The organism is Nocardia sp. JW2 (genome assembly GCF_051843015.1).
In the GTDB taxonomy this organism is placed as follows: Bacteria; Actinomycetota; Actinomycetes; order Mycobacteriales; family Mycobacteriaceae; genus Nocardia; species Nocardia coubleae.
Genome location: NZ_JBPXLK010000027.1, coordinates 1 through 24,870 on the forward strand (window position 1 = coordinate 1; position 24,870 = coordinate 24,870).

Consider the following 24,870-nt stretch of genomic DNA (forward strand, 5'->3'; position numbering starts at 1 on the left):
CTGGACTGACCGGAGGGTGCGACGAAGGAGTGCCCGGAGGGAGGGAAGAGGCGGAGTCAAGCGCCGAGAACCGCGGCGCCAGCCGCTAATGTCACAGCGTGACTGAACGTGCCGCCGCTACTGTGCTGGTCGTCGACGACGACGAAGACGTGCTCGCCTCGGTGGAGCGCGGTCTGCGGCTCTCCGGGTTCCAGGTGCTCGTCGCCCGCGACGGTGGCGCCGCGTTGCGGGCGGTGTCCGAGCACGCGCCCGACGCGGTGGTGCTCGATATGAACATGCCGGTCCTCGACGGTGCCGGGGTGGTGACGGCGCTGCGGGCCATGGGCAACGACGTGCCGATCTGCGTGCTCAGCGCCCGCGCTTCAGTGGACGACCGGATCGCCGGGCTGGAGTCGGGTGCCGACGACTACCTGGTGAAACCGTTCGAGCTGGCCGAGCTGGTCGCCCGCATCCGCGCCCTGCTGCGCAGGCGAACCGACACTCCCGATCAGGTCGCGCCCGGCGCGATCACCGTCGGTCCGCTGCAGGTGGATGTCGCGGGTTATCGCGCACTGCTGCACGGGCGGGAAATCGAGCTCACCAAAAGGGAATTCGAATTGCTGTCCACCCTGGCGCGCAATGCGGGTGTGGTGCTCACGCGTGAGCGGCTGCTGGAATTGGTGTGGGGCTACGATTTCATAGCCGATACGAATGTGGTCGACGTGTTCGTCGGATACCTTCGGCGCAAACTCGAAATAGATGACACGCCAAGGATTTTGCACACTATTCGCGGCGTCGGTTTCGTGTTGCGGGAACCTAAATGACCGTGCGGTCGCCGAAAGTCCGTCGCAGACAATCGTTTTCGTTGCGAACACGGGTCGCGGCGGCCGCGGCGGCGGGTGCGGTGATCATCGTGAGCATTGCCGCGTTCGTCGGCTTTCAGGCGATCGAACGCAACAATGTGACCCAGACGGATCAGCAACTCGAAATCGCCTCGCGCATCGTGCTGATCGAGCCGGTGCTCGCCACCGGTTTCGTGAATCTCACCGGGCTGCAGAACACGATGGCGCTCACCGTGCGCGACAACGGCCAGGTGACCGCGTCCAGCTCCACCCAGCTGCCGGATCTCGCGCCCGGCTCGCAGACCGTCGAGGTGAACGACCAGCCCTACCGGGTGCTCACCACCACCGAGAACCAGCCGGCGGGTCGCACTGTGTCGCTTGCCATTCCGACCACCGAGGCGGCGAAGGCGACGGCCGATCAGCAGCGCTGGGTACTCGCGGGCGCCGCGATCGCGGTCGCCGCGGCGGCTGCCCTCGGCTGGCTCCTCGCCGGTCGGGCTGTCGACCCGATCGTGCGACTCACCCGGCAGGTCTCGGCGCGCAGCGCCTTCCCCGATCCCGACCACCCCGCCCAGCCGGTCGACGGTTCCGGTGTGGACGAGGCGGAGAAACTCGCCGAGGCGGTGAACACCATGCTCGCCCGCGTCGATCAGGCCCAGGCCGAGACCGCCGCCGCGCTGGAGACCGCCCGCGATTTCGCCGCCGTGTCCGCCCACGAACTGCGCACGCCCCTCACCGCGATGCGCACCGACCTCGAGGTACTGCGCACGCTCGATCTCACCGACGCCCAGCGCCGCGAGATCCTCGACGATCTGGCGCGCACCGAAACCCGCGTCGAGACGACGCTTTCGGCACTGGAACGGCTGGCCCGTGGTGACCTCACCGCCGAAGCCGACCATGTCGCCACCGATGTGGCCGACCTGTGCGACCAGGCCGCGCACGACGCCATGCGGCACAACCCCGGCCTGTCGGTGCGCATCGATACCGACGCCGAACTGATCACCCGCGGTCTGCCCGCGGGCCTGCGCCTGGCCGTCGACAACGCGCTGACCAACTCGGTGAGACACGGCGGCGCGACCGAGGCCGTCGTCTCGGCTCACCGCGTGGGCGTCGACCGCGTCGTCATCGCGGTCGACGACAACGGCACCGGCGTTCCCGCCGCCGAACGCGACCGGGTGTTCGAGCGGTTCGCCCGTGGTTCCAACGCCACGAAGATCGGCTCCGGCCTCGGCCTCGCTCTGGTCGCCCAGCAGGCCCAGCTGCACGGGGGCCGGGCCTACTTCGAGAACAGCTCCCTCGGCGGCGCACGGCTGGTCCTCGACCTGCCGATCCGCCCCGCTGTCTGAGATCGCGACACCCCCGCGACCGCGGGGAACCGGGACAGAGACGACGATCACTCATAATTCGCCGTGACGATGTCCTGCGCGTCGGTGTCCATCACAGGAGCAGCGGAGGAGGTGGGCGTGTGACGACGTCACCCGCGGCCGAGACAGAGCTGGACGACGCGACCCTGGCAGGTCGGGCGCGTGACGGCGATGTCCGCGCATACGAGCAGCTGGTGCTGCGCTATCAAGGACCGATGTTCCGGCTGGCCGCCAAGATGCTTGCCGACCGCGCCGAGGCCGAGGACGTCACCCAGGAGGTGTTCCTCAAGGCCTGGCGAACGATCGCGCGCCTGCAGGACGACGCCGCGTTCGCGAGCTGGCTCTACCGGATGACGACCAACCGGTGCCTCAACGTCATCCGGGCGCGCCGCCCCTCCACCGAGGTCGACCCCGACACCACGGCGTCGACCCGCACCGACACCCGACCCGATCACGCCACCGAGGTGAGCAGCCAGATGGCCGCGCTGACCGACGCGCTGCAACTGCTCACGCCCGAACAGCGGGCCTGCTGGCTGCTGCGCGAAGTGCACGGCCGTTCCTATGACGAGATCGCCGAGATCGTCGGCACCAACAGCACTGCGGTGCGCGGACGGATCGCGCGTGCCCGAGCCCAACTGGCAGAGGTGATGAAGCCATGGCGGTGACCCACAACGACAACGACTACCTGCTCCCGTGCGGACGCGGTCTCGAACAGGTGTGGGAACGACTCGACGACAACGACGTCGGCAGCCACGAGGCGACGTGCCCGCAGTGCGCCGCGGCCAGGGAGAGCCTGCTGACCCTGCGCACGGCCACCCGCGAGCTGATCGAGGAACCCGACCCACCCCCACCCGACCTGTTCGGGCGCATCATGTCGGCCGTGCGCGCCGATGTGCGCCGTGGCCGCACCCTCACACTCGACACACCTCACCCCGGCGCCATCCAGGTCAGCGAGCAGGCGGTGGCCGTTGTGCTGCGGTTCGCGGCCGACACCGTCGACGGCGTGCGCGCCCGCGGTTGCCGGGTGCAGAGCAGCGAACCCGGCGCGGACGGCGAGCAGGTGATCGCCGTCGACATGACCATCGCCGTGCGCCACGGCGTGCCGCGCATCGAGGACGTCGTCTCGCTGGTGCGCGAGCGGGTGCGCGCCGCGGCCACCGCACGGGTCGGCGTGCACCTGGGCAGGCTCGACCTCACCGTTGTCGACATCTACGAGGAGGACCGGTGACCGGCATGCTCCCCGAAACCGAAGTGATCGTCGGCGACGCCGTGATCGCCGCGGTCGCCGCGCGGGCGGCGGCCGCGGTGTCCGGGGTCGCCCGGCTCGAACCCGGTGTACTCGGCCTGGTCGGTCAGCTCGCCCGCACCGGACGCCAGCTCTGGATCGGACAGGAACCCGCCGCCTCGGCCGGTGTCCGGGTGCGGCGCACCGGCGGGTTGCTCAGCCTCCAGGTCGATCTGGCGCTGACGGCGTCGGCGCATGTCGGCGAGGTCGGCCGGGCGGTGCAGCAGGCTGTCGCGCGAGCGGTCACCGAAGACACCGGTGCCGAGGTCGACGAGGTGACGGTGTGGGTACTCGATATCGAACCGGGGCGATCGTGAGCGGTGAGACCGAATTGATCGACCGGATCGTCGCGGCCATCGATGCCGTCGACGGGGTACATCCCGCTGTCCCGATGGGCTTGGAGAACAGCCGCTGGTTGCCGTGGAACGCGGGCAGCTCGGCGGTGGATCTCGATGAGACGGCGGTGCAGGTGCGCGTGGTAGCCGCGAGTTTGCCCCTGCGTCCGCTGATCGACAAGCTGGAAGCCGCGATTCGCCCGCTGCTCGACGAAACCCCGTGGGCAGGCGCGGGGTTGCGGATCCATGTGGTCGACCTGCACGCCGAAACCGTTGCCGGCGGGAGCGATCCAGATCACGTTCCCCGCCCGTGACGAAACCCCGGCCACGGTGTCCTACCAGTGTCAGTTCGAGAAATGTTGGAGCACAACACCATCGGAGGAAGCTATGACCAGCACGAGCACCGAGAACAGCAAGGCCGTCGAGAAGACCGGCGCACCGGGCAAGGGTACGGGCGCGCTGGCGACCGACCAGGGCACGACGACCATCGCCGATACCGTTGTCCAGAAGATCGCCGGGCTCGCGGCACGTGAGGTGCGCGGCGTGTACGCCCTCGGTGGTGGCACCGCCCGCGCGATCGGCGCACTGCGCGACCGCATTCCGGGCGCTTCCTCGAGCATCGGCCAGGGCGTCTCGGTCGAGGTCGGCGAGAAGCAGGCCGCCGTCGACCTGGAACTGGTCGTCGAATACGGCGTCGCCATCGCCGAATTGGCGCGCGCGGTGCGCCGCAATGTGATCACGGCCATCGAGCAGATGACCGGACTCGAGGTCGTCGAGGTCAACATCAACGTCAACGACGTCTACATCGAAGACGAGTCCGACGACCAGCAGCAGCCGGCCCGCGACCGGGTGCAGTGACATGAACGCCACCACGATCTGCCTCGTCATGGGCCTGTCCCTCGGGTTCGCCGCCGCTTTCGGCGGGCTCGGCGCGTTCGCCGTGGTGCTGATCTTCGGTGGCCTCGGCCTGCTGATCGGGCGCTGGCTCGACGGTGAAGTCGATCTGTCCGGGCTGCTGCGGTCGGCGCAGGATCGGAGCAGGCGGTGACCAGCGCCGCCACCGGGCTCGCAGGCGTCACCGCGCGTCCCGAGGCCACCGAATTGCCAGGGGCGACGACGATCGACGAGCGCGTCGTACGGCGCATCGCCGCTCGGGCCGCGACCGAGGTGGCCGGGGTCGAACCGGATGTGCGGGTGCGCGCCGAGGTCGTCGGGACCGGCGCCACCCTGCACGTCCGGCTCCCGGTCCGCTATCCGTCGCCGGTCGCGCGCGTCACCGACGCGTGCCGCGCGCACCTCATCGCCAGGACCGAGGCGCTCACCGGTCTGACCGTGCCACGGGTCGACATCGAGGTGTCGGCCATGGTTCCCGAACCGCCGGAAAGGAGAGTCCGATGACGCGTCGCCCCCGCCGGGTCGTCCCGGCCGTCGTCGTCGCGCTGACGCTGCTCGGCGCCGCCGTGCTCGTCGCGGTGTCGCTGATCCAGCGGCTCACCGGGTCACAGGAATGGGTTTCCTACGACAGCCTCGCCACCCGACTGCACGACACGTCGTGGGACAGCGTGTGGGTGCTCGGTGCGGGTGCGGTCCTCGCCGCGGTGGGGTCGGCGCTGCTCGTGGTCGCGGTGACACCGGGCAAGCCGGTGGTGCTCGCGCTGGAACCCGGTGACGATCTCGAGGCCGGGATCGCTCGCCGCAGCCTGCGGCACGCGCTCGCTGATGCCGCGGGCGCCGTCGACGGTGTCGAGAAGGCGCGGGTCCGGTTGCGCCGCAAGAAGATCCACATCGCGGGGCACACCCGTCACACCGCCGAGCGGACCGCTGAGAACCTCGGCACGGCCGTGGCCGCCCGGCTGGACCGGATCAGGCCGGCCGTTGTCCCCCGCCTGCGCACCAGCCTGCGCACGATCGGACCAGGAGGTACGCGATGACCGTCGTCAACCGGCCCGCCCGGCTCAATCGCGGACTGCTCGGGCTGCTCGGCCTCACGCTCGCCACGGCGGGCGGGCTGCTGATCGCGGCACACCTCGGTGCCTTCGCCCGGATCTCGCGCGATTCACCGCTGGTACCCGGAACGGCGGAACCACCGCGCTGGGTCTTCTTCCTCGCTGTGGCGGGAGCCGTCGTCCTCGCGCTCGCCGCGTTGCGGTGGCTGGCCGCCCAATTCACGCGCCTGCCCAAGCAGACGGTGTGGCAGCTCGGAGACTCCACCGAGCAGGGGTACACCCGCCTCGGTTCCGCTGCCGCCGCCGAACCGGTTGCCGCCGACATCGAGACCTACGACGGGGTCCGATCGGCTACCGCCCGGCTCTCGGGCACAAAGCTGGCACCCGATCTGCATCTGCTGGTCGATACCGACCCCGACGCCGATCTGACCGCATTGCGCAAACAGATACTCGGTCACGCCGTTCCCCGGTTGCGAACGGCCTTGGAGCTCAGCGCGATTCCGGTGAGCGTCGAGTTCCGGATCGCCGATCGCGGCAGAACCAAGCGCACCAGGTAGCCGAAAGCCCCGCACGGCCAGTGCGGGGCTTTCGTGTGTCGAGCCGAGGGCTACCGTCCGCGGGTGCGGATCATCAGGGCAGGACCTGGGGGACGGCTTCCGGGATGACCAGGCCGATGACGGCGCCGATGACCGCGCCGGTGATGGCGGTGGAGATCACGCCGGGGATGGCGCAGAAGACGTAGCCGATGATGAAGGCGGCCAGGGCGGGAACGCACAGGATGGCGGCGGCGATCGCACCGATCGTCGCGCCCGCGGCGGCACCGTTCTGGACCGGGTCGTGGTTGGCGGCGGCCGGGTCGGTGGCGATGTTCTTCAGCTCGGTGCTGGTGTCGGCCGACAGCGCGGGGGCCATCGACACGCTCTTGCCGTCGGCCGAGATCACGGAGGCGACCGCGATGGCGTTGCCGTCGACGGTGTTCAGCTTCAGCGGCACCTCACCGACGGTGACGCCCTCGGCGGAGACCACGGTCAGCGCGTCGGGGGTGAGCACGAAGCGGCCGTTCTCGACGGTCGCGGAGATGGTGCGCAGGTCGGGCGAGACGGCGCTGCGGAAGTCGACACCACCCTCGGACACGACGCTGGACAGGCCCGTGGCGATCTGCGCCTGACGCTCGGTCACGTCGGCGGCAGCGGTGCCCGCGGTGACCAGCGAGGTGGCGACGGCCAGCGGCAGCGCGGCGACGAACGCGCGGCGACCCGCACGGCTGATGGTGTGACGGAACATGAAAATGTCTCCCTCCCGATGCCTCCGGTGACCCCCGAACCCCCGGACGAATCGAAAAAATTCTCGATGTCGATTGACTCGAGATTTGTACCGAACAGAACAGCTGCGAAACCGGAACTGTGACACAGCACATAGCATTCGGGGGTTAACAGTCCCGATGAGTGGGAACAAGTGTTCCTCAACGAACTCTCAGACAACCCCCACGACCCGCACCGAACTGTCCCGATACCGTCGCGGCTGTGATCCACACACGCGCCCGCCTGCTCTGCCTGCTCACCGCCGTCCTGCTCACCGGTGCCACCGTCGCCGCTTGCGCCACAACGGATTCCGCGCCGACCGGGATCGCACTGGTCAACGCCGACACCGGGCCGACCGGTGAACGGGTCGCCAAGGCGGTGCAGGAGGCGGGCGGCTACGAGTGGACGCTCGCGAAGCCCGGCGAGGTCGATCCCGGCGACTACGCCGCGGTGATCACGCTGCCCGCCGATCTCACGTCGGCCATGGCTACCCTCGCCACACCGACACCGCAGCGCGCCAAGGTCACCGTCACCACTCACGAAGGCGCCGACCAGGGCACGGTGAACGGCGCGGTCGACGTGGTGACTCATCGGATCGGCGCGTCCGGCGTGGATGCGGCGCTCGCGGCGGTGTCGCAGGCGCGCAATCAGATGACCTCGGTGCAGTTCACCGCCCAGCTCCTGAGCGCGGGCGTGAACGCGGCCGCCGACGGGGCCGACCAGTTCAGCGGTGGGGCTGAGCAGTTGCTCGGCTTCCTCGACTTCGCCAAACAGGGTGCGGGACAGCTCACTTCGGCGATCGAGTTGCTGAACCAGACCGTCGACGGCGCGGCGCTGCAGGCCACCCAGCTCGCCGACGCTCTCAGCTCCACCGGCGTGACCATCGCGGGCGTGCAGAACAGCGCGGCCGCCCTCGGCTCCGGTCTCGACCAGATCCTGCCGCCACTGAAGGCACTCCCCTTCGCCGCCGACCCCCAGCTGGCCGGCATCATCACCAAACTCGAAGCGCTCCAAGCGGTCTCGAACCAGGCGGGCACTCAGTTGGCCGGTCTGAGCGAATTGACCGGCGCCGCAGTAGATCCCAATACCGACCTCGGCACGCTCCTGCGCACGGTCGTCGCCCGCCTCAACAGCGCCCGCGACCAGCTCACCCAGGGCGCCGCCCTCGCCAAAGACCTCCCAACCCTCGCCGAACAGGGCGGCGCCCAACTGGTCTCGGCCATCGAACAACTCACCGGCGGCGTAGGCGCCCTGCAGAACATCGTCGGCAACCTCAACACCCAAACCGCCAAGGCCCTCGAAGCCCTCCCCCCACGCGGCCAATCGCAACAATCCGCCTTGGCCCTCGCCCTCACCGACCCTGTCGAGGTCGTCCACGAGTAGCTGCCCGATACCACACCAGTCGGTAAGCTCTGCCTATGACGATCCAGGCCGTGGACTCGCTACCCCACCAGATGACGGAAGAGCAGTACCGTCAGCTTCCGGAGGACATCTCGCGGGAGATCGAGGTGGTGCACGGACACGTCATTCTCTGCGAATCACCGACGCCCGAACACAACCGCGTCGCCCGCCGCCTGGCAGGTGCCATGGAAGACCTGCCGAGCACCGAACCGTGCATTCGCGTGGAGACCGACATCGATCTGGTGCTCTGGCGGGTCCCGAAATTCACCTTCCGCCGACCGGATGTGACGGTCTACCGGTGCCTGGAGCAACCAGGAGACAAACCGGAGGCGGGCGATGCGCTGATCGTCGTCGAGGTGTCCTCGCCGTCGACAGCCGCCGAGGACCTCCTCGACAAGAAGGCACAGTACGCGCGAGTCGGCATTCCGCTCTACCTGGTCGTCATGCTCGATACGAAATTCGGGATCGCCGAGGTACTCGAATTCCGGCTCGACGCCCACGCCCGTGAGTATCGGCTACATCAGATCCATCGGAACGGGCTGCTTCGGCTCGAGCACGTGATCGTCGGGGACATATCGTTCGAGGAACTGACGCGCTGAAAACCTTGCGGGCCGGTCGAAGTCGACCGGACCGCAGGATTTTTCACGCTCAGGGCAGGACCTGGGGGATCACATCCGGTGCCGCAACGCCGACGATGGCGCCGATCAGGGCACCGACCAGGGCGTTGGGGAGGCCGACGAGGCCGACGCAGGGCAGGTAGAGGATCATCGTGGTGATCATCGGGATGCAGACGACGGCGGCGGCGATGAGGCCGATGCCCGCGCCGATGGCTGCGGCGTTCTGGACCGGGTCGGGGAACTGGGCGGCGGGGTTGGTGGCGATGGTGCGCAGTTCGGCCGTCGCGGCGGGGGTGGGCTGCGGGGTCACCGTGAGGCTGTGACCGTCGGCGGCGATCTCGGTGGCGAGGGAGATGAGGTTTCCGCCCGCCGTGGTGAACGAGGTGGGGATCTGCCCGGTCTGCTCGCCCGCGGCCGATTCGACGACGACACCCTGCGGGCCGAGCACGAAACGACCGTCGGACAGCGAGGCCGACACGGTGCGCAGATCCGGGGCGACAGTCGTGCTGAACCCTTCGCCGGTGCTGGCCAGCCCCTGCGCGAAGCGCACCTGATCGGATTCGGCCGAAGCCGTCCCGGCACCGACCACGCTCACCGCGACGGCGACGGGCAGCACGGCGGCCAGCGCGTGACGGACAACCTTGTGGTGGAACATGATCGAGAATCTCCCTCCCGAATCACCCGGGCAGCCGGGCCCCGGGCGAATCGAACAAGTCACTGTCATGGACAACGCATTGGAAACGAGACACACGGGAGCTATGGCTCCGGTCACACTCGCCGCACATTACCCCGGTGCCCGACCGCGCCGCGCCACGGGTCGCCGCAGCCCGTAAGCTGACGCGCGGGAAGGGGGGCACGATGATCGAAACCGGCTCTGGTACAGACACTGTCGCGCCACAACCGGCGACCCGCTCGCACGCCGGCTGGATAGTCTTCGGAGTGTTGCTCGGCCTGGCACTGGTCATCGGCGGCACGGCGGGCGCTGTCACCCTGCAACGCGACCCGGTGACGCCCACCGCCCTGCCCGGCGAACCCGTGCTCACCCCGCACGAAGCCGCGCGCCTGGCGGCCTGCGACTTCGCGCACGCGATGGCCACCTACCATTACAGCGATCTCGGGCCCTATTTCGACAGTATGAAGGCCGGAACCACCGGCACAATGCATGACGACTTCGCCACGAGCACGGACTCGTTGCGCCAGATGATGGAACCGCTCGGATCGACCTCGGCGGTCGTCGGCGAACCGGAGTGCCTGGTGAGGTCCGGCGCCGGAGACGAGTACGTCATCGTTGTCTTCCTCACCACCCACCGCACGTCCTTCACCGACCCGGTGGGTATGCCGCAGAAGACCACCTTCGCCCTAGCCATGCGCAAAGTCGGCGTCCGGTGGTTGTGCGCCCAAGCCGATCCCATGTGAAACGTCGACGGCCCGTGTCTCCCTGAGGGAAACACGGGCCGTCGGTGACTCAGCTCAGTTGGCGTCGAGCAGGTCGATCACGAAGACCAGGGTCTTGCCCGACAGGTGGTGACCCGCACCGACCGGACCGTAGGCCAGCTCCGGCGGGATGGTCAGCTGGCGACGGCCGCCGACCTTCATCCCCGGGATACCGTCCTGCCAGCCCTGGATCAGGCCGCGCAGCGGGAAGGTGATGGATTCACCACGGTCCCAGGAGGAATCGAACTGCTCGCCGGTCTCGAACTCGACGCCGACGTAGTGGACCTCCACGGTGCCGCCGGGCACAGCTTCGGCGCCTTCGCCTTCGATGATGTCCTTGATGACGAGCTGAGAGGGCGGCGGGCCCTCCTGGAATTCGATTTCCGGCTTGGTCATTGCGGGCTATCCCCTTCGATAGTGTGCGTTGTCCAGATGACTAGCGGTTGTCGATAGCGCGGTAGTCACGCTCACCGTAGCCGGTGTAGATCTGGCGCGGGCGGCCGATCTTGAGCGGCTCGGAGTGCATTTCCCGCCAGTGCGCGATCCAGCCGGGCAGCCGGCCCATCGCGAACAACACGGTGAACATACGGGTCGGGAAGCCCATCGCGCGGTAGATGACGCCGGTGTAGAAGTCGACGTTCGGGTACAGGCGACGCGAGACGAAGTAGTCGTCGGTGAGGGCGGCCTCTTCGAGCTGCTTGGCGATGTCGAGCAGCTGGTCGTCGCCGCCGATCTTCGACAGGATCTTGTCGGCGGCCTGCTTGACCAGGGTGGCGCGCGGGTCGTAGTTGCGGTAGACGCGGTGCCCGAAGCCCATGAGCTTCACGCCGTCTTCCTTGTTCTTGACCTTGCGGATGAATTCCTTGACGTCGCCGCCGTTGGCCTTGATCTCGTCGAGCATCTCGAGCACGGCCTGGTTGGCGCCGCCGTGCAGCGGGCCCCAGAGCGCGTTGATGCCACCGGACACCGAGGTGAACAGGTTGGCGTCGGAGGAGCCGACGAGGCGCACCGTGGAGGTGGAGCAGTTCTGCTCGTGGTCGGCGTGCAGGATCAGCAGCATGTCGAGCGCGGCCGCGACCTCGGGGTCGACCTCGTAGGGCTCGGCCGGGAAGCCGAAGGTCATCCGCAGGAAGTTCTCGACCAGCGACAGCGAGTTGTCGGGGTAGAGGAACGGCTGACCGACCGACTTCTTGTACGAGTACGCCGCGATGGTCGGCAGCTTCGCCAGCAGGCGGATGGTCGACAGCTCGACCTGCTCGGGATCGCGCGGGTCGAGGGAGTCCTGGTAGTACGCCGACAGCGCGTTCACCGCGGACGACAGCACCGGCATGGGGTGCGCGTTGCGCGGGAAGCCGTCGAAGAACCGCTTCAGGTCCTCGTGCAGCAGGGTGTGGCGGCGGATGCGATCGGTGAAGTCGTCGAGCTGGGCCTGGGTCGGCAGCTCGCCGTAGATGAGCAGGTAGCTGACCTCGATGAAGGTCGAGCGGCCCGCGAGCTGGTCGATCGGGTAGCCGCGGTAGCGCAGGATGCCCGCTTCGCCGTCGATGTAGGTGATGGCCGACTTGGTCGACGCGGTGTTCATGAAACCGGGGTCGTAGGTGACGTAACCGGTGCTGGCCAGCAGCTTGCCCAAGTCGAGCCCGTCGTTACCCTCCGCGGCCTTGGTGACCGAGATCGGGAACTCGCCACCGGGGTACTGCAGTACCGCCTTGGCGTCATCGGCGACGTTGGTGATGTTCTCAGCGGGCACGGAAGGATCCCTCTCAGGCTAGTTGAGATTCTCGCCGAGCCCTGAAACCCGGCGCCGAACCGTGCGCCGTTTGCGGTCGGCAGACGGCGCGCTTGGTGTAACGCTAACTCTTGTCGGCCGTGGATGAGCAATCAGGGTTGGCCTGGGCTGTGCTCACACCGGGGCGAATCCGTGGTGAGGTGCTCCACCTGCGCGGATCCGGGTTCACACGGCGCACGGCGAGGCCGGAACCGGTGGTCACGGCCCGAACTCGCCCACCACCCGCGTCGACCATGTATTTCCTTGTCCCCCAACTTATTCGGCGACAACCTCGGCGTGCGCGCGAGCCACGCGGTAGCGAACGAAAGCGGGGAAGGCCAGGGCGGCGAGAAGTACCCCGATCACCACGAGGACGCCACCACCCGCGGCGGCAACAGCAGTACCCAGGCTCGCGGCGGCAAAACCGTGGGCAACATCACCGACCCGTGGTCCACCGGCGACAACCACGATGAACACCCCCTGCAGCCGACCGCGCATCTCGTCGGTCGACACGTTGAGCAACATCGCCGTCCGGAACGCCGCCGACACCATGTCGACCGCACCGCCGAGCGCCAGAAACGCCAGCGCGATCCACAACCACACCCCCAGCCCGAACAGGTGCCCGGCCAGGCCGACCGCGAGGCCGAAACCGACCATCGCCACGCCCCAGATCGCGATGCACACGATCACCGCCAGCCCTTGTCTGCGCACCCTTGGCACCCAGCCGGAGAACACCCCGCCCAGCACCGCGCCCGCCGAGATCGCCGCGAACAACAGACCGAGCGCCACCCCGCCCTCGGCCGGATCGTGGAAGGTCTCGTGCGCGATCTGCGGGAACAGCGCGCGCGGCATGCCGAACACCATGGCGATGATGTCGACGACGAAGGAGGCGAGCAGGATCCGCTGGCCGGTGAGGTAGCGGAAGCCGTCGATGACGGCGCGCAGACCGGCCCGGCGCTGCTCACCGCTCGGCGGGAAGGCGGGCAGGCGGCACACCGCCCACAGGGTGGCGAGCAGCGCGATCGCGTCGAGCAGGTACAGCGTCGGCAGACCGAGCACGGGGATCAGCACACCGGCGAGGACCGGTCCGGCGATCATGCCGACGTTCTGCACCGTCATGCTCAGCGAACTGGCGGCGGCGATCTGCTCGGGCGGCAGCAACCGGGCGATCAGGGCGCTGCGGGTCGGCTGGTTGACCGCGAAGAACGCCTGCTGGGTGGCGAACAACCCGAGCACGAGCCACACGTTGTTCAGGCCGAGCGCGGCCTGCACCCAGAACGCGACGGCCGTCGCCCCGGTGCCCGCGGTGGTGATGACGAGCAGGGTGCGCCGGTCCATCACGTCGGCCAGCGCGCCGCCCCACAGCCCGAACACCACCAGCGGAATCAGGCCGAACAGTCCGGCCAGGCCCACGTACCCGGAGCTGCCGGTGATCTGAAAGATCTGCTGCGGCACCGCGACTACCGACAGCTGCGCGCCGATGACGGTGACGATGTTGGTCGTCCACAGCCTGCGATAGTCGCGATTACGCAGGGGCCGGGTATCGGCGAGCAGTTTCACGCGCCGGAGATTAGCCAGTTGCGCTGAAACGTCCCATGTTTGCGCTCGGTGAGATATCCCACCGTCAGGGTTGCAGGCGCAGAACCGTCGTCTGTTCGCCGTCGATGCGGACGACGATCCGGTTGTGCAGCCGTCCGTGCCTGCCCTGCCAGAACTCCACCTCGTCTGGTCGCAGCAGGTAACCACCCCAGTGCGGTGGGACCGGGATGTCGTCGACATCGGCGAACCGGGCGGTGGTCTCGGCCAGGGCGCGATCGAGGTCGGCGCGGGTGGCCGCGGGCCGCGACTGCTGCGAGGCCCAGGCGCCGAGCCGGGATTCGCGCGGCCGGGTCTGCCAGTACGCCTCGGTGACCTCGGGTGCGACACGTTCGGTCACGCCGCGCACGTGCACCTGCCTGGCCAGCGACGGCCAGACGAAGGTGGCGGCCGCGTACGGGTCGGCGGCGAGCTGATTGCCCTTGGCCGAGTCGTAGTTCGTATAGAAGGCGACACCTTCGGGCGAGAGGCCTTTACACAGCACCGTGCGCGCTACCGGCCGTGGCGCCGGTCCGGCGAGCGAGACGGTGGCCAGCACCATCGCGTTCGGTTCGGCCACCCCGAGGGTGCCCGCCTGTTCGATCCAGCGGCGCAGCAGCGGCTCCCAGCCACCGGCCACCCACGACTCGTCCAGATCGGGTTCGGTGGTGCGCACCGCCCGCGGATCGCCGTAGTCGACACGCATCGTGCTCAGGTCGACAGCGCCGGAAATCGCGGCGTCGGACAGGGTTACGGAAGGCTGCGCGGCGGGCTCGGTCGCGGCCGCCGAGGACGGGTCGAGTTCACGCATAGGGGCGACGTTACTCCGCAGTACCAGCGGGTCTATCGTTGCGAAAGATCGGCCTGCCCCTGCAAGGAGAGTCACCATGACCGCGAGCTCGGTACCACAGGATTTCGTCAGCGGATTGGAAGGCGTGGTGGCCTTCACCACCGACATCGCCGAGCCCGACAAGGACGGTGGCGCCCTACGGTATCGCGGCGTCGACATCGAGGATCTGGTCGCCAACCGGGTGACTTTCGGTGACGTGTGGGCGCTGCTCGTCGACGGGCAGTTCGGCCGCGGCCTGCCGCCCGCCGAACCGTTCCCGCTGCCCGTGCACACCGGCGACGTGCGCGTCGACGTGCAGGCAGGCCTGGCCATGCTCGCCCCGATCTGGGGTTACGAGCCGCTGCTCGACATCGACGACGAGACCGCCCGCGAGAACCTCGCGCGCGCCTCGGTGATGGCGCTGTCGTATGTGGCGCAGTCCGCGCGCGGCATCTACCAGCCCGCGGTACCGCAGCGCAAGATCGACGAGTGTTCCACCGTCACCGAGCGGTTCATGACCCGCTGGAAGGGTGACCCGGACCCGCGCCACACCGAGGCCATCGACGCCTACTGGGTGTCGGCCGCCGAGCACGGCATGAACGCCTCCACCTTCACCGCCCGCGTGATCGCCTCCACCGGCGCCGATGTGGCGGCGTCGCTGTCGGGCGCGATCGGCGCCATGTCGGGCCCGCTGCACGGCGGTGCGCCCGCCCGCGTGCTCCCGATGATCGAGGAAGTCGAAAAGACCGGTGACGCACGGGCTCTGGTGAAGGGCATCCTCGACCGCAAAGAGAAGCTGATGGGCTTCGGCCACCGCGTCTACCGCGCCGAGGATCCCCGCGCCCGCGTGCTGCGCGCCACCGCGAAGCGCCTGGCCGCCCCCCGCTACGAAGTAGCCGCCGCCCTCGAACAGGCCGCCCTCGCCGAACTGCGCGAACGCCGCCCCGACCGCGCCATCGAAACCAACGTCGAATTCTGGGCCGCGGTCATCCTCGACTTCGCCGAGGTCCCCGCCCACATGATGCCCGCCATGTTCACCTGCGGCCGCACCGCAGGCTGGTGCGCCCACATCCTCGAACAGAAGCAGCTCGGCAAACTCGTCCGCCCCGCCGCCATCTACACCGGCCCGGGCCCCCGCAAGCCGGAGGAAGTCGCCGGCTGGTCCGCCATCGCCGACTGACCCCCCACTCCCCCGACCGGGCACCGACTCATCGGTGCCCGGTTTTCTATTCGCTGAACACCCGTAGCGGATCTGATTGCACACCCGGCATCAGCGACGGTGAACCCCAAGGACTTCTCCGGTTCGCAAGGACTTCTAGAAGTCCGCACTGTGAAGCACCCCCACACACGATGAGGCGCGTTCGCTGCGAGAAACCGAACCAATCTTCGCGGCGGTACGTGAAAATCGCTCCTCATAGGGGCGGCGACCAAAGGGAACGGAAATACTGGATCACCGACAAAGCGAGCGCCGCCCACAGTGAACGTGGTGCTCTCCGCGTGCAAGCTCAATTGCGCTGTGCGCGACTATAAACGCGGATGACGACGGTCAGCTCAGGGAGGTGAAGTCGAGGGCTACGGACTTTCCTCGGTCGACGGTGAAGAAGGCGGCTTCCAGGCGGGTGCCCAGTTCTATTTGGCCGACGGCGGTCAAGGGGACGGGTTGGATGAGGCGGACTCGCCAGGGGGTCGGTTCGTCCCGGGCTCGGAGTTCCAGGTCGAGGCGTAGGACCGGGTCTTCGCGGGCGGTGTAGTCGGTGGCTATGGGGGCTACCGCGAGGACGGTGGCTTCGGCGCGGCGGCCGTTGGCGAGGATCTTGGCGGTGGAGCCGGGGGTGGATTTCGTTTGTTCGGGGAGGTACAGGACGACGCGGTCGGGGTCGCCGGGGTCGACGCGACAGCCGATGGTGTCGCCGGGGCGCATCCATTCCAGGTCCTGGCTACGGATCCGTTGCCGTACGCGCACGTCGTAGGGCAGCTCGTCGGGCAATTGGACCCGCACACTGAACCGGTAGCCACCCTCGCCCCGGCGCGACCACACCGACAGCACGGTGGCACTCGCCGGCAGCCCCCTGAGCAGCAGTTCCCGGCGTGCCCCCTCCGACAGCAAGCCCGGCCGCCGCCCGAAAACCCACAGCCACCGGTCGAGCAGGTTCCGTCCCGAATCGACCGCGAGCAGAGTCATAGCGGAAGAGTACTGCCAACTACGTTGGCGCCAGGGCAAATTCCCCGCACAAGGCACCGGCCGCGCATCCGGCATCAACGCCAAGCGGCACCGCCTCGGCTCGGGGCGTCACCGAGACCCATGGTCCGCGCACACAGCGGGCAAGGCACGGCGCGGATCGCGCCCGGTCGATCGGCGGCGAAGCGCGGGCCGCAACCGCCGCAGGTGCGGGATCGCCGGTCCGACGTGGGGCGGCTCACAGACCCGCACCCACCGCGACCACCGTCATCCGCCCACCACTAAACTCCCCCGCATGACCAGTGCGTTCCCGACAATTCCCGCCGACCTCAAGCCCGCCGACGGACGGTTCGGCTGTGGCCCGTCCAAGGTCCGCCCGGAGCAGCTGCAGTCGCTGGTGACTGTCGGCGCCTCGGTCTTCGGCACCTCGCATCGCCAGAAGCCGGTCAAGGACGTGGTGGCGCGGGTGCGCAACGGCCTGCGCGAGCTGTTCTCGCTGCCCGAGGGCTACGAGGTGGTGCTCGGTAACGGTGGCACCACCGCGTTCTGGGACGCGGCCGCCTTCGGCCTGATCCGCGAGCGTTCGCTGCACCTGACCAACGGCGAGTTCTCCTCGAAGTTCGCCTCCGTCGCCAAGGGCAACCCGTTCATCGGTGACCCGATCGTGGTGTCGTCGGAGCCGGGCAGCGCGCCCGAGCCCGTGTCGGACCCCAGCGTCGACCTCATCGGCTGGGCCCACAACGAGACCTCGACCGGTGTGTCCATCCCGGTGTCGCGCCCGGCCGGTTCGGAGAACGCGCTGATCGCCATCGACGCCACCTCCGGCGCGGGCGGTCTGCCGGTGAACATCGCCGACTCCGACGTCTACTACTTCGCCCCGCAGAAGTGCTTCGCCGCCGACGGTGGCCTGTGGGTCGCGATCATGAGCCCGGCCGCGCTGGCCCGCGTGGAGGAGATCAAGGCCTCGGGTCGCTGGACCCCGGAGTTCCTCTCGCTGCCCGTCGCCATCGACAACAGCACCAAGGACCAGACCTACAACACCCCGGCCATCGCCACCCTGCTGCTGTTCGCCGACCAGATCGAGTGGATGAACACCAACGGCGGCCTGGACTGGACCGTGAAGCGCACCCTCGACTCGTCCTCGCGCCTCTACACCTGGGCCGAGCAGAGCTCCTTCGCCACCCCGTACGTCACCGACCCGGCGCACCGTTCGCAGGTGGTCGGCACCATCGACTTCGACGATTCGGTCGACGCCGCCCAGGTGGCGAAGATCCTGCGGGCCAACGGCATCGTCGACACCGAGCCGTACCGCAAGCTGGGCCGCAACCAGCTGCGTGTGGGCATGTTCCCGGCGATCGACCCGGAAGATGTCTCCCAGCTGACCCGTTCGATCGACTGGGTCGTCGGTCAGCTGTAATTTTTTGCGGCGTCTGCGGCGCCGCGGGGGTTTGCGCCCTGTAAGACCGGGAGTTGCGGGCACGATTTTTGTTCCTTCGTCGCAAAAATCGCACCCGCAACTCCCGGTCGGCGCAAACCCCATTCAGCTATTCGCCAGCGTTGACACGCTTCGCAAAGTTCGCATTCTTCGCGACATTCCATCCGGCGCCGAGCCGTTGATCTATCACCAAAACGCCTGTACACGACCAGGATTCGCGCGGGGAGCTGATCAGATTAGCCGTCCGGGGTGCCCGCGTGCGCGATTTGGGCGTGCGTGTCTGCTGCCGCGGCCAAGTAATGTGCACTACTGTCTAGGAAAGTGGGCGGTGTCCTAACAGACGGAGCCGACGCGATAGGGAGGTAACGGTGCGTGAACTTCGAGTGATCGGGGTGACGCCCGACTCCACGCACATCGTGTGCAGCGACCTCGAGTCCGGCACCAAGTTCCGGCTGCCCGCCGACGACAAGCTCCGCGCGGCGGCGCGCGGCGACCTCGCACGATTCGGCCAGATCGAGATCGAAATGGAAGCGTCTATGCGTCCTAGAGATATCCAGGCCCGTATTCGCGCCGGCGCGTCCGTCGAGCAGGTCACGGCGGAGTCCGGCATGCCGGCGAGCAAAGTCGAGCGGTTCGCCTATCCGGTGTTGCTCGAGCGTGCTCGCGCCGCCGAACTGGCGCAGAAAGCCCATCCGGTGCGGCCGGACGGCCCGGCGCTGGAAACGCTGCACGAGATCGTCACCGCGGCCTTCGCCGAGCGCGGGCACACCATCGAACACGCCGAATGGGATGCCTGGAAAGACGAAAAGGGGTTCTGGGTCGCGCAATTGCAGTGGCGGCACGGGCACTCCGAGATCGCCGCGCACTGGCGCTACCAGCCCGACGCGCACGGCGGTTCCGTCTCCCCGCTCGACGACCCGGCCAACGACCTGATCGATCCGGATTTCGGTCGCGCCCTGCGTGGTCTGGCCACCATGCCCGCACCGTCGGCCCCGGTGGTCGAGGCGCCGGTTCCGGTGGAGCCGCGTCCGCGTGAGCCGATGACGGCTGCGCCGCGCCCGCAGAGCCGTCCGCAGCCCGCGCTGGACGAGTACTACGAGCAGCGTCAGGTCGCGGCAGGCGGTGGGACGGCGGCGATTCCGGCCAAGCCTGCGCCGACGGCCATGCCCGCCGCGCCGATGCCTGCCTCGCCGATGCCTACCGCACCGATCCCGGCGGCCCCCAAGCCTGCCGCACCGATTCCGGCGGCGACGGCCCCCGCTGCGCCGAGCGAGCCCGCCACACCGGCGCCGCCCGCCGCGCAGCAGGACAAGCCCGCCGCCAAGCCCGAGCCGGAAAAGCCGAAGCCCGCACGCAACAAGCGAGGTAAGGCACCGATGCCGTCCTGGGAAGACGTCCTCCTGGGCGTACGCAGCTCCGGCAACTGACTGTGCACCGGCGGCCCCGAGTTCTCCCGAGAACTCGGGGCCGTGCTGGTCGAGCGGGGTCGAGCGCACGGCCGGCGCGGCGGCAGCCACCGCACCACGGGTTCCGATAACAGTCGGAGGTGACACGTGAAGTCGGCTTCCACGCTCTGGTATGTCGATACCGCTGATCCCGCCGCCGTCCTGCGCGAGCGGCCCGCGTCCGATCCCGTTGCCGCGCAGGCACTGGCGGGTGAGCTGTACGCCGACAACGATGTGCGCCCGATCGTGGTCGGAACACTCGACGGCTGCGCCGGTCCGGATCGCGACGAGGTCTACATCGGCTGTTATCCCGGAGTGACGGTCGTGTGCACCGCCGAGGCCGCGTTGATCGAGCCGACCAGATTGCCCGATCTGCTCGTGCGCCCGCTCGCTTCCGAACACACCTATCTGATCTCGTTCGACACCACCGTGCACTGGGGTGCGTTCGCCCACTGGGAACGTGGGGGATTCCGGCGCTCGTTCAGCTCGACCAGGGTCGACATCCTGGAGAACGAGGGACTGCCCATGGTGTGGGAACGCGAGTTCTGGGCGGGAGACCATCCGGTGCCGTGGGATCGGGACGACCGGCCGGGCCCGCAGTCGCTGCCCTTCGATCCACCCGATTTCGCCGATGCGGCCAATGCTCATTGGCTCGGCTTCCGCTACCTCGAGGCACCCAGGCTAGGCGACCTGCATGTCTGCGGATTCACGCTGTACCCGAAAGGCCGGGCACCCGAACCTGTGTCGACCGCGCCTCCCCGGCGCGGTCTGTCCCGCTGGCTGCGCAGACCCGGTCGGCTAGCCGACGACCAGGTAGACCAGTAGCGCGATCCAGCCGAGCGCCACGCCGACCACCGCCCCCGCGAGCACCCAGCGCACGACCGGCGTACACCGCCACCGCCACACCGTGGGCGCGACACCGACCACCGCGATCACGTTCACCGCGATCGCGAGCAGCGGATGTACATCGGCCAGCGCGACACCGAACGCGTACACCGCCACCGCGCCGAGCGCCGCGACGAGCGCGATCACCGTGCCGCCCAACGCCCACGGCACCGAACCCGCCCGATAGGACCCGTCCGGGCTCATGACGTGCGGACTCGTTCATAGAAGGCCATCGCGGCAGCCGTCGCGACATTGAGCGAATCGGTGCCGGGCGACATGGGGATACGTGCGCGAATATCGGTGGCGCGCATGGCCTCCTCGGTCAGGCCGGGGCCCTCGGCGCCGAGCAACAGGGCCACCCGCTCGCCCGTCATCGCGGTCGCCAGGTTCACCGCCGCCGGGTTCGGGGTGAGGGCGATGATCTGAAAGCCGCGCTCCCGCAACAACTCCAGCCCACCCGGCCACTGCGGAATCCGGGCGAACGGAACCCGCAGCACGTGTCCCATCGAGACTCGGACCGAACGCCGGTAGAGCGGGTCGGAGCAGCGGTCGCCGAACAGCACCGCGTCGGCGCCCAGCCCGGCCGCGTTGCGGAACATCGACCCCAGGTTCTCGTGATCGTTGACGCCCTCCAGCACGGCCACCGTGCGCGCGCCGTCGAGCACCTCGTCGACCGTCAGCTCGGCCGGGCGCGGCGCGACCGCGAGCACACCGCGATTGAGGTGGAAGCCGACCACCTGGGCCATCACCTCGGCCGTCGCCTGGTAGTACGGCACATCGAGCCCTGCGAGGTCGGCGGCGAGGGCCTCGTAGCGCTTGGCGACACCGAGCAGCGCACTCGGGATGAAACGCGAGTCGAGCATGCGCTGCACCACCACGACCCCCTCGGCGATGACCAGTCCCTTGCGGCCGGGCAGGTCGGGCCTGCGGTCGGCGGAGGACAGGTCGCGAAAGTCGTCGACACGCGGGTCGGCGGGATCGTCGAGGGGAATTACTTCGGCCACCGGATCATCCTGGCATGCTGGAAGCATGAAGCTGGTTCAGTTGATCTTGAACATTCTGTGGGTGGTGCTCTGCGGGTTCTGGATGGCAGTCGGCTACCTGTTCGCGGCGCTGATCTGCTTCGTCCTGATCGTCACGATCCCGTTCGGCATCGCGTCGTTGCGGCTGGCCGGTTACGTGCTGTGGCCGTTCGGGCGCACGGTCGTCGACAAACCGAGTGCCGGGGCGGGATCGCTGCTCGGCAACATCATCTGGTTCGTCTTCGCCGGCTGGTGGCTGGCGCTCGGCCACGTGTTCACCAGTGTGGCGCTGGCGGTGACGATCATCGGGCTGCCGTTCGCCTGGGCCAATCTCAAACTGGTTCCGCTGTCGCTGTTCCCGCTCGGCCACGAGGTGGTACCGCAGCAGGGCTGACTACTCCGAACCCGCGATGATCTGGTTCATGATCGCCACGGCCTGATCGAGCACCGCGAGCTGTTCCGGGCTGAGGTTGGACAGCTGCTCGGTCATCCAGGCCTCGCGCGCGTGCGTCTCGTCGGCGACCAGCGCCCGGCCGGCCGGTGACAGCGACACGATGATCTGGCGTCCGTCGGTGGGATGCGGTCTGCGCTGGACCAGCTCGAGGTCGGCGAGGGAGGCGATCACGCGGGTCATCGACGGCGGCTGCACGCGCTCCTTGCCCGCGAGATTGCCGGGCGTCATCGCGCCGTCGCGTGCGAGGGTGGCCAGAGCCGACAGCTGGGTGAGCGAGATCTGCGCTTCGGCACGGCGGCCGCGCAGGTGTCTCGTGAGCCGCACAACCGCCAGCGAGAGATCACCGGCGAGGGCACGGACGTCGGATGGCACTGTCACAGTGCAGAACTCTACGGTACGGCTGTGCACCCTGATGGGTTTCAGGGCGCTACTGTTTGGGTATGGATGCCGGACCCGTCAGCCGCGAGATGCCGCACCTGCCGCGAAGCCTGGTCGATCCGCGCCCGGTGGTGCTGATCGGTTTCGCCGCCTGGGCGGTGGCGACCGTGCTGGCTTTCGTGGTCCCGGCCTGGGCCGATGCCCGGCCGGTGTGCCTGATGGGCCTGTTCGTCGGCGTGCTCGGCTCGGCGATCTGGCTGGCACAGCGGCGGTCGGCCCTGCGGGGCGACAAGGGCGCCCAGGTGGGTCTCACCGAGGACTAGACCACCTCGAATTCGTCGCTGGTCCCGGTGAACGGGCGCAGCACGCCGTCGGCGCCGAGCGCGTCGGCGAAGTGCACGAACCGGTGCGTTCCCGGCTCCGCGCCGGCCGGGATGTCCCAGACGAAACGGGCGATCGAGACCGCGGCGTCCTGTTTCCGCCAGTGGAATCGCACATCCCACTCCCCCTCATTGGCCACCCGGACCCAGCCGTTCCCGGTTCGGCGCTGCACCTCGAGGAAGGTGCCGCCGCGACGCGGATTGTGTTTCGGATGGGCCGAGACGAATTCGGCCTCCACCCGGCTGCCGCGAGCGGTGCGCCCGGGCTGGCGCACGACATCACCGAAATTCCGGCCGGACGGTGTCGCGTCCGGGCCCGGCGCGGCGGCGAGATTCGGCTGCAAGGCGGAGACGTCGCGCGGTGCGGGGCCGCGCCCCGGGACCGCGCCCGCCGCGAAAGCCTCTGCCAGCCTGGTGAATTCCTGCACATACGCGCACAACGTGTAGCGGCCGAACAGTGTCGACGCGCCTTCGTACTGTTGCGCGTCGTACTCCTCCGGTGTGGTGACGTATTGGTGGTAGGCATTCGAATAGCCCTGCAACAGCACCTGTTCCACGCCGACGCCGAGCGCCTGCGCGACCGCGCGCCGCACGCGCAAGCCGGCGACGATGGTGAACTCGGCTCCGGCGGCGGCCACGTAGAGATCACCCAGCCGGATCAGCTGAAGCGGAACAACATTCGGTACCCACGGCACCGGCGGCATCAACCCGAGCGGGGCGAAGATCGCCTTGGGCGCCTGCGCGTCGGCCAGCCACGCCGGGTGGGGATGGTCGATTCCACCGAGAAAGTCCACCAGCGGGTTACGTACGCCCTCGGGAATGGGCCCGCCGGGCAGGCCGGGGCCGTCCTCCACGCTGCCCGCCGCCAGCGAGAGGCCCGCGGCGGCCGGTGCGGTGCGGTGTGGTGCGCCGTCGGGGGTGAAGCGGCCCTCGACCGTCACGGCCGCGAGGTCGACGTAGCACAGCAGCGAATCGATCGCGCTCGTCATCGGTGCCGCGTGGTCGGCGGCGGCTCGCGAGGCGGTGTACTGGCGTTCGCCGATGATCCGGGTGTTGTCGAATTCGTCGTCGGTCGGGCCGATGCCCGGTGCGAGCGCGAGGTTCGGGGACATGTCACCGGCGTTGGTCTGCACGAACGCGGCCAGATACGACGGCTCGCCGTCGAGATGGCGCACGCCGTGCTCCAGGTGCTCGGCGGCGTAGCTGGCGTAGCCCTTGTTGTCGGAGCTGATGAGCCGGTTCTTGTTGGTCATCGACGTGTTGTGGGTGGCGAACCAGGTGAGCGCGCCGACCTCCTTCGCGCCACGGCGGAAGACGAGTGTGGTGACCGCCGGATCGATCGCGTCCGGGAAAGCCGCGCGGTCTTCCGCCGGATTGCGGTCGAAGGCCACCCGCGAACGGTTCACGCTCGCGTCGCGCAATTCGGCGCGGCCGAGCGCCACCGTGCCCGGCGCGAGGTCGGCGTCGGCCGCGGCGATCGCCTCGACGATGCCGTCGACTTCGGTGTCGTAGACCTGTTGCTGAAATCCGAGCGTCGCGAGCGTATAGGCGTAATCGTGCGCGGAACCGCCACAACTGGAATGCGTGTGAGTCGAAGTGAGGACGACATTTCGTTCGGTATACCGATCACCGAATCGGCGCGCCAGCGCGAGCAGTACACCCCGGTGCACGGACTGGAACAACGCACCGTTCTCCACCGCGACGAACGCGACCCGATTTCCGCCCGATTCGATCACGAACGCGCGCGCTCGCGGCCGCAGATGAATTCCCGCGGTGGTCTGTTCGAGTTGTGAGTAGCCCATCATGCCGCATTCCGCGGCGGGGCCCGTGAGATCGGCGATACCGAGCCCGAATTCGAATCCACCGCGCGCGGATTCGGCGTGCGCCTTCGACGCTCCGTGAGCTCCCATGGCCGCGACGAGGGGTACCCCCAGCGTCGAGGCGGCCAGCACGGTACGACGGTTCACAGGCATCCGAACAGCTCCTTCACGGGTGATGTGACGCAGACAACCATAC

At 68.7% G+C, this 24,870-nt stretch carries 31 protein-coding genes; 20 read left to right on the forward strand and 11 right to left on the reverse strand.

Annotated features, from left to right (window positions below):
- Window positions 1–98: 98 nt before the first annotated feature.
- From ACSVDM_RS26535 to ACSVDM_RS26585, 11 genes are all read left to right on the forward strand, one after another.
- Entirely contained in the window at window positions 99–803 is a 705-nt protein-coding gene (locus tag ACSVDM_RS26535; protein WP_439268556.1) for a response regulator transcription factor, read from the forward strand.
- Window positions 804–844: 41 nt separating this feature from the next.
- Window positions 845–2,167 carry a sensor histidine kinase gene (locus ACSVDM_RS26540; RefSeq protein WP_439268557.1) on the forward strand — a complete coding sequence of 441 codons (1,323 nt, stop codon included), beginning with the start codon at window positions 845–847 and terminating at the stop codon, window positions 2,165–2,167.
- Window positions 2,168–2,286: 119 nt separating this feature from the next.
- Window positions 2,287–2,850 (forward strand): RNA polymerase sigma factor, encoded by a 564-nt coding sequence (locus tag ACSVDM_RS26545; protein ID WP_067640979.1) that lies wholly within the window; start codon window positions 2,287–2,289, stop codon window positions 2,848–2,850.
- Window positions 2,841–3,413 (forward strand): Asp23/Gls24 family envelope stress response protein, encoded by a 573-nt coding sequence (locus ACSVDM_RS26550; protein ID WP_439268558.1) that lies wholly within the window; start codon window positions 2,841–2,843, stop codon window positions 3,411–3,413. Before ACSVDM_RS26545 ends, ACSVDM_RS26550 begins: the two co-directional genes overlap by 10 nt.
- 5 nt (window positions 3,414–3,418) lie before the next feature.
- Window positions 3,419–3,787, forward strand: a complete 369-nt coding sequence (locus ACSVDM_RS26555) for an Asp23/Gls24 family envelope stress response protein (protein WP_439268595.1) — start codon at window positions 3,419–3,421, stop codon at window positions 3,785–3,787.
- Window positions 3,784–4,119, forward strand: coding sequence for a hypothetical protein (locus ACSVDM_RS26560; RefSeq protein ID WP_439268559.1), 336 nt, complete (start codon window positions 3,784–3,786; stop codon window positions 4,117–4,119). Before ACSVDM_RS26555 ends, ACSVDM_RS26560 begins: the two co-directional genes overlap by 4 nt.
- Window positions 4,120–4,192: 73 nt before the next feature.
- The gene (locus tag ACSVDM_RS26565) at window positions 4,193–4,663 is read left to right on the forward strand and encodes an Asp23/Gls24 family envelope stress response protein (protein ID WP_439268560.1); all 471 of its coding nucleotides are present in this window, start codon (window positions 4,193–4,195) and stop codon (window positions 4,661–4,663) included.
- A 1-nt stretch (window position 4,664) separates the two neighbouring features.
- Complete coding sequence (locus ACSVDM_RS26570; RefSeq protein WP_067492453.1) at window positions 4,665–4,853, forward strand: hypothetical protein; 189 nt, start codon at window positions 4,665–4,667, stop codon at window positions 4,851–4,853.
- The gene (locus ACSVDM_RS26575; protein ID WP_439268561.1) at window positions 4,850–5,203 is read left to right on the forward strand and encodes an Asp23/Gls24 family envelope stress response protein; all 354 of its coding nucleotides are present in this window, start codon (window positions 4,850–4,852) and stop codon (window positions 5,201–5,203) included. Before ACSVDM_RS26570 ends, ACSVDM_RS26575 begins: the two co-directional genes overlap by 4 nt.
- Entirely contained in the window at window positions 5,200–5,736 is a 537-nt protein-coding gene (locus ACSVDM_RS26580) for a DUF6286 domain-containing protein (protein ID WP_439268562.1), read from the forward strand. Before ACSVDM_RS26575 ends, ACSVDM_RS26580 begins: the two co-directional genes overlap by 4 nt.
- Window positions 5,733–6,308 carry an alkaline shock response membrane anchor protein AmaP gene (locus tag ACSVDM_RS26585; RefSeq protein ID WP_439268563.1) on the forward strand — a complete coding sequence of 192 codons (576 nt, stop codon included), beginning with the start codon at window positions 5,733–5,735 and terminating at the stop codon, window positions 6,306–6,308. Before ACSVDM_RS26580 ends, ACSVDM_RS26585 begins: the two co-directional genes overlap by 4 nt.
- Window positions 6,309–6,381: 73 nt before the next feature.
- On the opposite strand, the gene ACSVDM_RS26590 is transcribed toward ACSVDM_RS26585, so the two are convergent.
- Window positions 6,382–7,035, reverse strand: a complete 654-nt coding sequence (locus tag ACSVDM_RS26590) for a hypothetical protein (RefSeq protein ID WP_439268564.1) — start codon at window positions 7,033–7,035, stop codon at window positions 6,382–6,384.
- Window positions 7,036–7,274: 239 nt separating this feature from the next.
- On the opposite strand from ACSVDM_RS26590, the gene ACSVDM_RS26595 reads away from it, so the two are divergent.
- Both ACSVDM_RS26595 and ACSVDM_RS26600 read left to right on the forward strand, forming a co-directional pair.
- Window positions 7,275–8,435: a hypothetical protein gene (locus ACSVDM_RS26595; RefSeq protein WP_439268565.1), complete on the forward strand. Its 1,161-nt coding sequence runs from the start codon at window positions 7,275–7,277 to the stop codon at window positions 8,433–8,435.
- 35 nt (window positions 8,436–8,470) lie between these two features.
- The gene (locus ACSVDM_RS26600) at window positions 8,471–9,052 is read left to right on the forward strand and encodes a Uma2 family endonuclease (RefSeq protein WP_439268566.1); all 582 of its coding nucleotides are present in this window, start codon (window positions 8,471–8,473) and stop codon (window positions 9,050–9,052) included.
- Between the two features lie 49 nt (window positions 9,053–9,101).
- Here the strand turns inward: ACSVDM_RS26600 and ACSVDM_RS26605 are convergent, their stop codons facing one another.
- Window positions 9,102–9,725 (reverse strand): hypothetical protein, encoded by a 624-nt coding sequence (locus ACSVDM_RS26605; RefSeq protein WP_439268567.1) that lies wholly within the window; start codon window positions 9,723–9,725, stop codon window positions 9,102–9,104.
- Window positions 9,726–10,009: 284 nt separating this feature from the next.
- Between ACSVDM_RS26605 and ACSVDM_RS26610 the strand changes: the two genes are divergently transcribed.
- Window positions 10,010–10,486, forward strand: a complete 477-nt coding sequence (locus ACSVDM_RS26610; RefSeq protein ID WP_439268568.1) for a hypothetical protein — start codon at window positions 10,010–10,012, stop codon at window positions 10,484–10,486.
- 54 nt (window positions 10,487–10,540) lie between these two features.
- Here ACSVDM_RS26610 and ACSVDM_RS26615 read toward each other — a convergent pair whose 3' ends face one another.
- The 4 genes from ACSVDM_RS26615 to pdxH all read right to left on the reverse strand — a co-directional run bounded on the left by ACSVDM_RS26615 (window position 10,541) and on the right by pdxH (window position 14,553).
- Entirely contained in the window at window positions 10,541–10,900 is a 360-nt protein-coding gene (locus ACSVDM_RS26615) for an FKBP-type peptidyl-prolyl cis-trans isomerase (protein ID WP_067492438.1), read from the reverse strand.
- Between the two features lie 40 nt (window positions 10,901–10,940).
- Window positions 10,941–12,254, reverse strand: a complete 1,314-nt coding sequence (locus tag ACSVDM_RS26620) for a citrate synthase (protein WP_225281769.1) — start codon at window positions 12,252–12,254, stop codon at window positions 10,941–10,943.
- Window positions 12,255–12,548: 294 nt separating this feature from the next.
- Window positions 12,549–13,832 carry an MFS transporter gene (locus tag ACSVDM_RS26625; RefSeq protein WP_174550340.1) on the reverse strand — a complete coding sequence of 428 codons (1,284 nt, stop codon included), beginning with the start codon at window positions 13,830–13,832 and terminating at the stop codon, window positions 12,549–12,551.
- A gap of 64 nt (window positions 13,833–13,896) precedes the next feature.
- The gene (pdxH, locus tag ACSVDM_RS26630; RefSeq protein ID WP_439268596.1) at window positions 13,897–14,553 is read right to left on the reverse strand and encodes a pyridoxamine 5'-phosphate oxidase; all 657 of its coding nucleotides are present in this window, start codon (window positions 14,551–14,553) and stop codon (window positions 13,897–13,899) included.
- A gap of 181 nt (window positions 14,554–14,734) precedes the next feature.
- Between pdxH and ACSVDM_RS26635 the strand changes: the two genes are divergently transcribed.
- Window positions 14,735–15,856, forward strand: a complete 1,122-nt coding sequence (locus tag ACSVDM_RS26635) for a citrate synthase 2 (RefSeq protein ID WP_067492434.1) — start codon at window positions 14,735–14,737, stop codon at window positions 15,854–15,856.
- 366 nt (window positions 15,857–16,222) lie between these two features.
- On the opposite strand, the gene ACSVDM_RS26640 is transcribed toward ACSVDM_RS26635, so the two are convergent.
- Window positions 16,223–16,858, reverse strand: coding sequence for a hypothetical protein (locus ACSVDM_RS26640; protein ID WP_439268569.1), 636 nt, complete (start codon window positions 16,856–16,858; stop codon window positions 16,223–16,225).
- 292 nt (window positions 16,859–17,150) lie between these two features.
- Here ACSVDM_RS26640 and serC point away from each other — a divergent pair, with 292 nt between their 5' ends.
- From serC to ACSVDM_RS26655, 3 genes are all read left to right on the forward strand, one after another.
- Window positions 17,151–18,272, forward strand: a complete 1,122-nt coding sequence (gene serC / locus ACSVDM_RS26645; protein WP_067492426.1) for a phosphoserine transaminase — start codon at window positions 17,151–17,153, stop codon at window positions 18,270–18,272.
- A gap of 386 nt (window positions 18,273–18,658) precedes the next feature.
- Window positions 18,659–19,717, forward strand: coding sequence for a septation protein SepH (sepH, locus tag ACSVDM_RS26650; RefSeq protein ID WP_439268570.1), 1,059 nt, complete (start codon window positions 18,659–18,661; stop codon window positions 19,715–19,717).
- 126 nt (window positions 19,718–19,843) lie between these two features.
- Window positions 19,844–20,560 (forward strand): DUF6928 family protein, encoded by a 717-nt coding sequence (locus tag ACSVDM_RS26655; RefSeq protein ID WP_439268571.1) that lies wholly within the window; start codon window positions 19,844–19,846, stop codon window positions 20,558–20,560.
- Here ACSVDM_RS26655 and ACSVDM_RS26660 read toward each other — a convergent pair.
- Both ACSVDM_RS26660 and ACSVDM_RS26665 read right to left on the reverse strand, forming a co-directional pair.
- A complete protein-coding gene (locus tag ACSVDM_RS26660; RefSeq protein ID WP_439268572.1) occupies window positions 20,534–20,824 on the reverse strand; it encodes a DUF2537 domain-containing protein in 291 nt (96 codons plus the stop codon). The genes ACSVDM_RS26655 and ACSVDM_RS26660 overlap by 27 nt on opposite strands.
- Complete coding sequence (locus ACSVDM_RS26665; RefSeq protein ID WP_439268573.1) at window positions 20,821–21,651, reverse strand: TrmH family RNA methyltransferase; 831 nt, start codon at window positions 21,649–21,651, stop codon at window positions 20,821–20,823. The genes ACSVDM_RS26660 and ACSVDM_RS26665 overlap by 4 nt, the downstream gene beginning before the upstream one ends.
- On the opposite strand from ACSVDM_RS26665, the gene ACSVDM_RS26670 reads away from it, so the two are divergent.
- Window positions 21,650–22,036, forward strand: coding sequence for a YccF domain-containing protein (locus ACSVDM_RS26670; RefSeq protein ID WP_067492416.1), 387 nt, complete (start codon window positions 21,650–21,652; stop codon window positions 22,034–22,036). The genes ACSVDM_RS26665 and ACSVDM_RS26670 overlap by 2 nt on opposite strands.
- Here the strand turns inward: ACSVDM_RS26670 and ACSVDM_RS26675 are convergent, their stop codons facing one another.
- On the reverse strand, window positions 22,037–22,468 hold the full coding sequence (locus ACSVDM_RS26675; RefSeq protein WP_067492414.1) for a MarR family winged helix-turn-helix transcriptional regulator: 432 nt from the start codon (window positions 22,466–22,468) through the stop codon (window positions 22,037–22,039).
- A gap of 68 nt (window positions 22,469–22,536) precedes the next feature.
- Between ACSVDM_RS26675 and ACSVDM_RS26680 the strand changes: the two genes are divergently transcribed.
- Entirely contained in the window at window positions 22,537–22,797 is a 261-nt protein-coding gene (locus ACSVDM_RS26680) for a DUF2530 domain-containing protein (protein WP_439268574.1), read from the forward strand.
- Here ACSVDM_RS26680 and ACSVDM_RS26685 read toward each other — a convergent pair.
- A complete protein-coding gene (locus ACSVDM_RS26685) occupies window positions 22,794–24,827 on the reverse strand; it encodes a neutral/alkaline non-lysosomal ceramidase N-terminal domain-containing protein (protein ID WP_439268575.1) in 2,034 nt (677 codons plus the stop codon). The two genes, ACSVDM_RS26680 and ACSVDM_RS26685, sit on opposite strands and share 4 nt — an antisense overlap.
- Window positions 24,828–24,870 lie beyond the last annotated feature (43 nt).

What these genes read in the sequence shown, in the direction of transcription:
- ACSVDM_RS26550 (WP_439268558.1), top strand. Translation starts at nt 2,841, where the DNA reads ATGGCGGTGACCCACAACGACAACGACTACCTGCTCCCGTGCGGACGC.
- ACSVDM_RS26555 (WP_439268595.1), top strand. Translation starts at nt 3,419, where the DNA reads ATGCTCCCCGAAACCGAAGTGATCGTCGGCGACGCCGTGATCGCCGCG.
- ACSVDM_RS26565 (WP_439268560.1), top strand. Translation starts at nt 4,193, where the DNA reads ATGACCAGCACGAGCACCGAGAACAGCAAGGCCGTCGAGAAGACCGGC.
- ACSVDM_RS26570 (WP_067492453.1), top strand. Translation starts at nt 4,665, where the DNA reads ATGAACGCCACCACGATCTGCCTCGTCATGGGCCTGTCCCTCGGGTTC.
- ACSVDM_RS26580 (WP_439268562.1), top strand. Translation starts at nt 5,200, where the DNA reads ATGACGCGTCGCCCCCGCCGGGTCGTCCCGGCCGTCGTCGTCGCGCTG.
- ACSVDM_RS26585 (WP_439268563.1), top strand. Translation starts at nt 5,733, where the DNA reads ATGACCGTCGTCAACCGGCCCGCCCGGCTCAATCGCGGACTGCTCGGG.
- ACSVDM_RS26590 (WP_439268564.1), bottom strand. Translation starts at nt 7,035, where the DNA reads ATGTTCCGTCACACCATCAGCCGTGCGGGTCGCCGCGCGTTCGTCGCC.
- ACSVDM_RS26600 (WP_439268566.1), top strand. Translation starts at nt 8,471, where the DNA reads ATGACGATCCAGGCCGTGGACTCGCTACCCCACCAGATGACGGAAGAG.
- ACSVDM_RS26605 (WP_439268567.1), bottom strand. Translation starts at nt 9,725, where the DNA reads ATGTTCCACCACAAGGTTGTCCGTCACGCGCTGGCCGCCGTGCTGCCC.
- ACSVDM_RS26615 (WP_067492438.1), bottom strand. Translation starts at nt 10,900, where the DNA reads ATGACCAAGCCGGAAATCGAATTCCAGGAGGGCCCGCCGCCCTCTCAG.
- pdxH (WP_439268596.1), bottom strand. Translation starts at nt 14,553, where the DNA reads ATGCGTGTCGACTACGGCGATCCGCGGGCGGTGCGCACCACCGAACCC.
- ACSVDM_RS26635 (WP_067492434.1), top strand. Translation starts at nt 14,735, where the DNA reads ATGACCGCGAGCTCGGTACCACAGGATTTCGTCAGCGGATTGGAAGGC.
- ACSVDM_RS26640 (WP_439268569.1), bottom strand. Translation starts at nt 16,858, where the DNA reads ATGACTCTGCTCGCGGTCGATTCGGGACGGAACCTGCTCGACCGGTGG.
- serC (WP_067492426.1), top strand. Translation starts at nt 17,151, where the DNA reads ATGACCAGTGCGTTCCCGACAATTCCCGCCGACCTCAAGCCCGCCGAC.
- ACSVDM_RS26660 (WP_439268572.1), bottom strand. Translation starts at nt 20,824, where the DNA reads ATGAGCCCGGACGGGTCCTATCGGGCGGGTTCGGTGCCGTGGGCGTTG.
- ACSVDM_RS26670 (WP_067492416.1), top strand. Translation starts at nt 21,650, where the DNA reads ATGAAGCTGGTTCAGTTGATCTTGAACATTCTGTGGGTGGTGCTCTGC.
- ACSVDM_RS26665 (WP_439268573.1), bottom strand. Translation starts at nt 21,651, where the DNA reads ATGCTTCCAGCATGCCAGGATGATCCGGTGGCCGAAGTAATTCCCCTC.
- ACSVDM_RS26680 (WP_439268574.1), top strand. Translation starts at nt 22,537, where the DNA reads ATGGATGCCGGACCCGTCAGCCGCGAGATGCCGCACCTGCCGCGAAGC.
- ACSVDM_RS26685 (WP_439268575.1), bottom strand. Translation starts at nt 24,827, where the DNA reads ATGCCTGTGAACCGTCGTACCGTGCTGGCCGCCTCGACGCTGGGGGTA.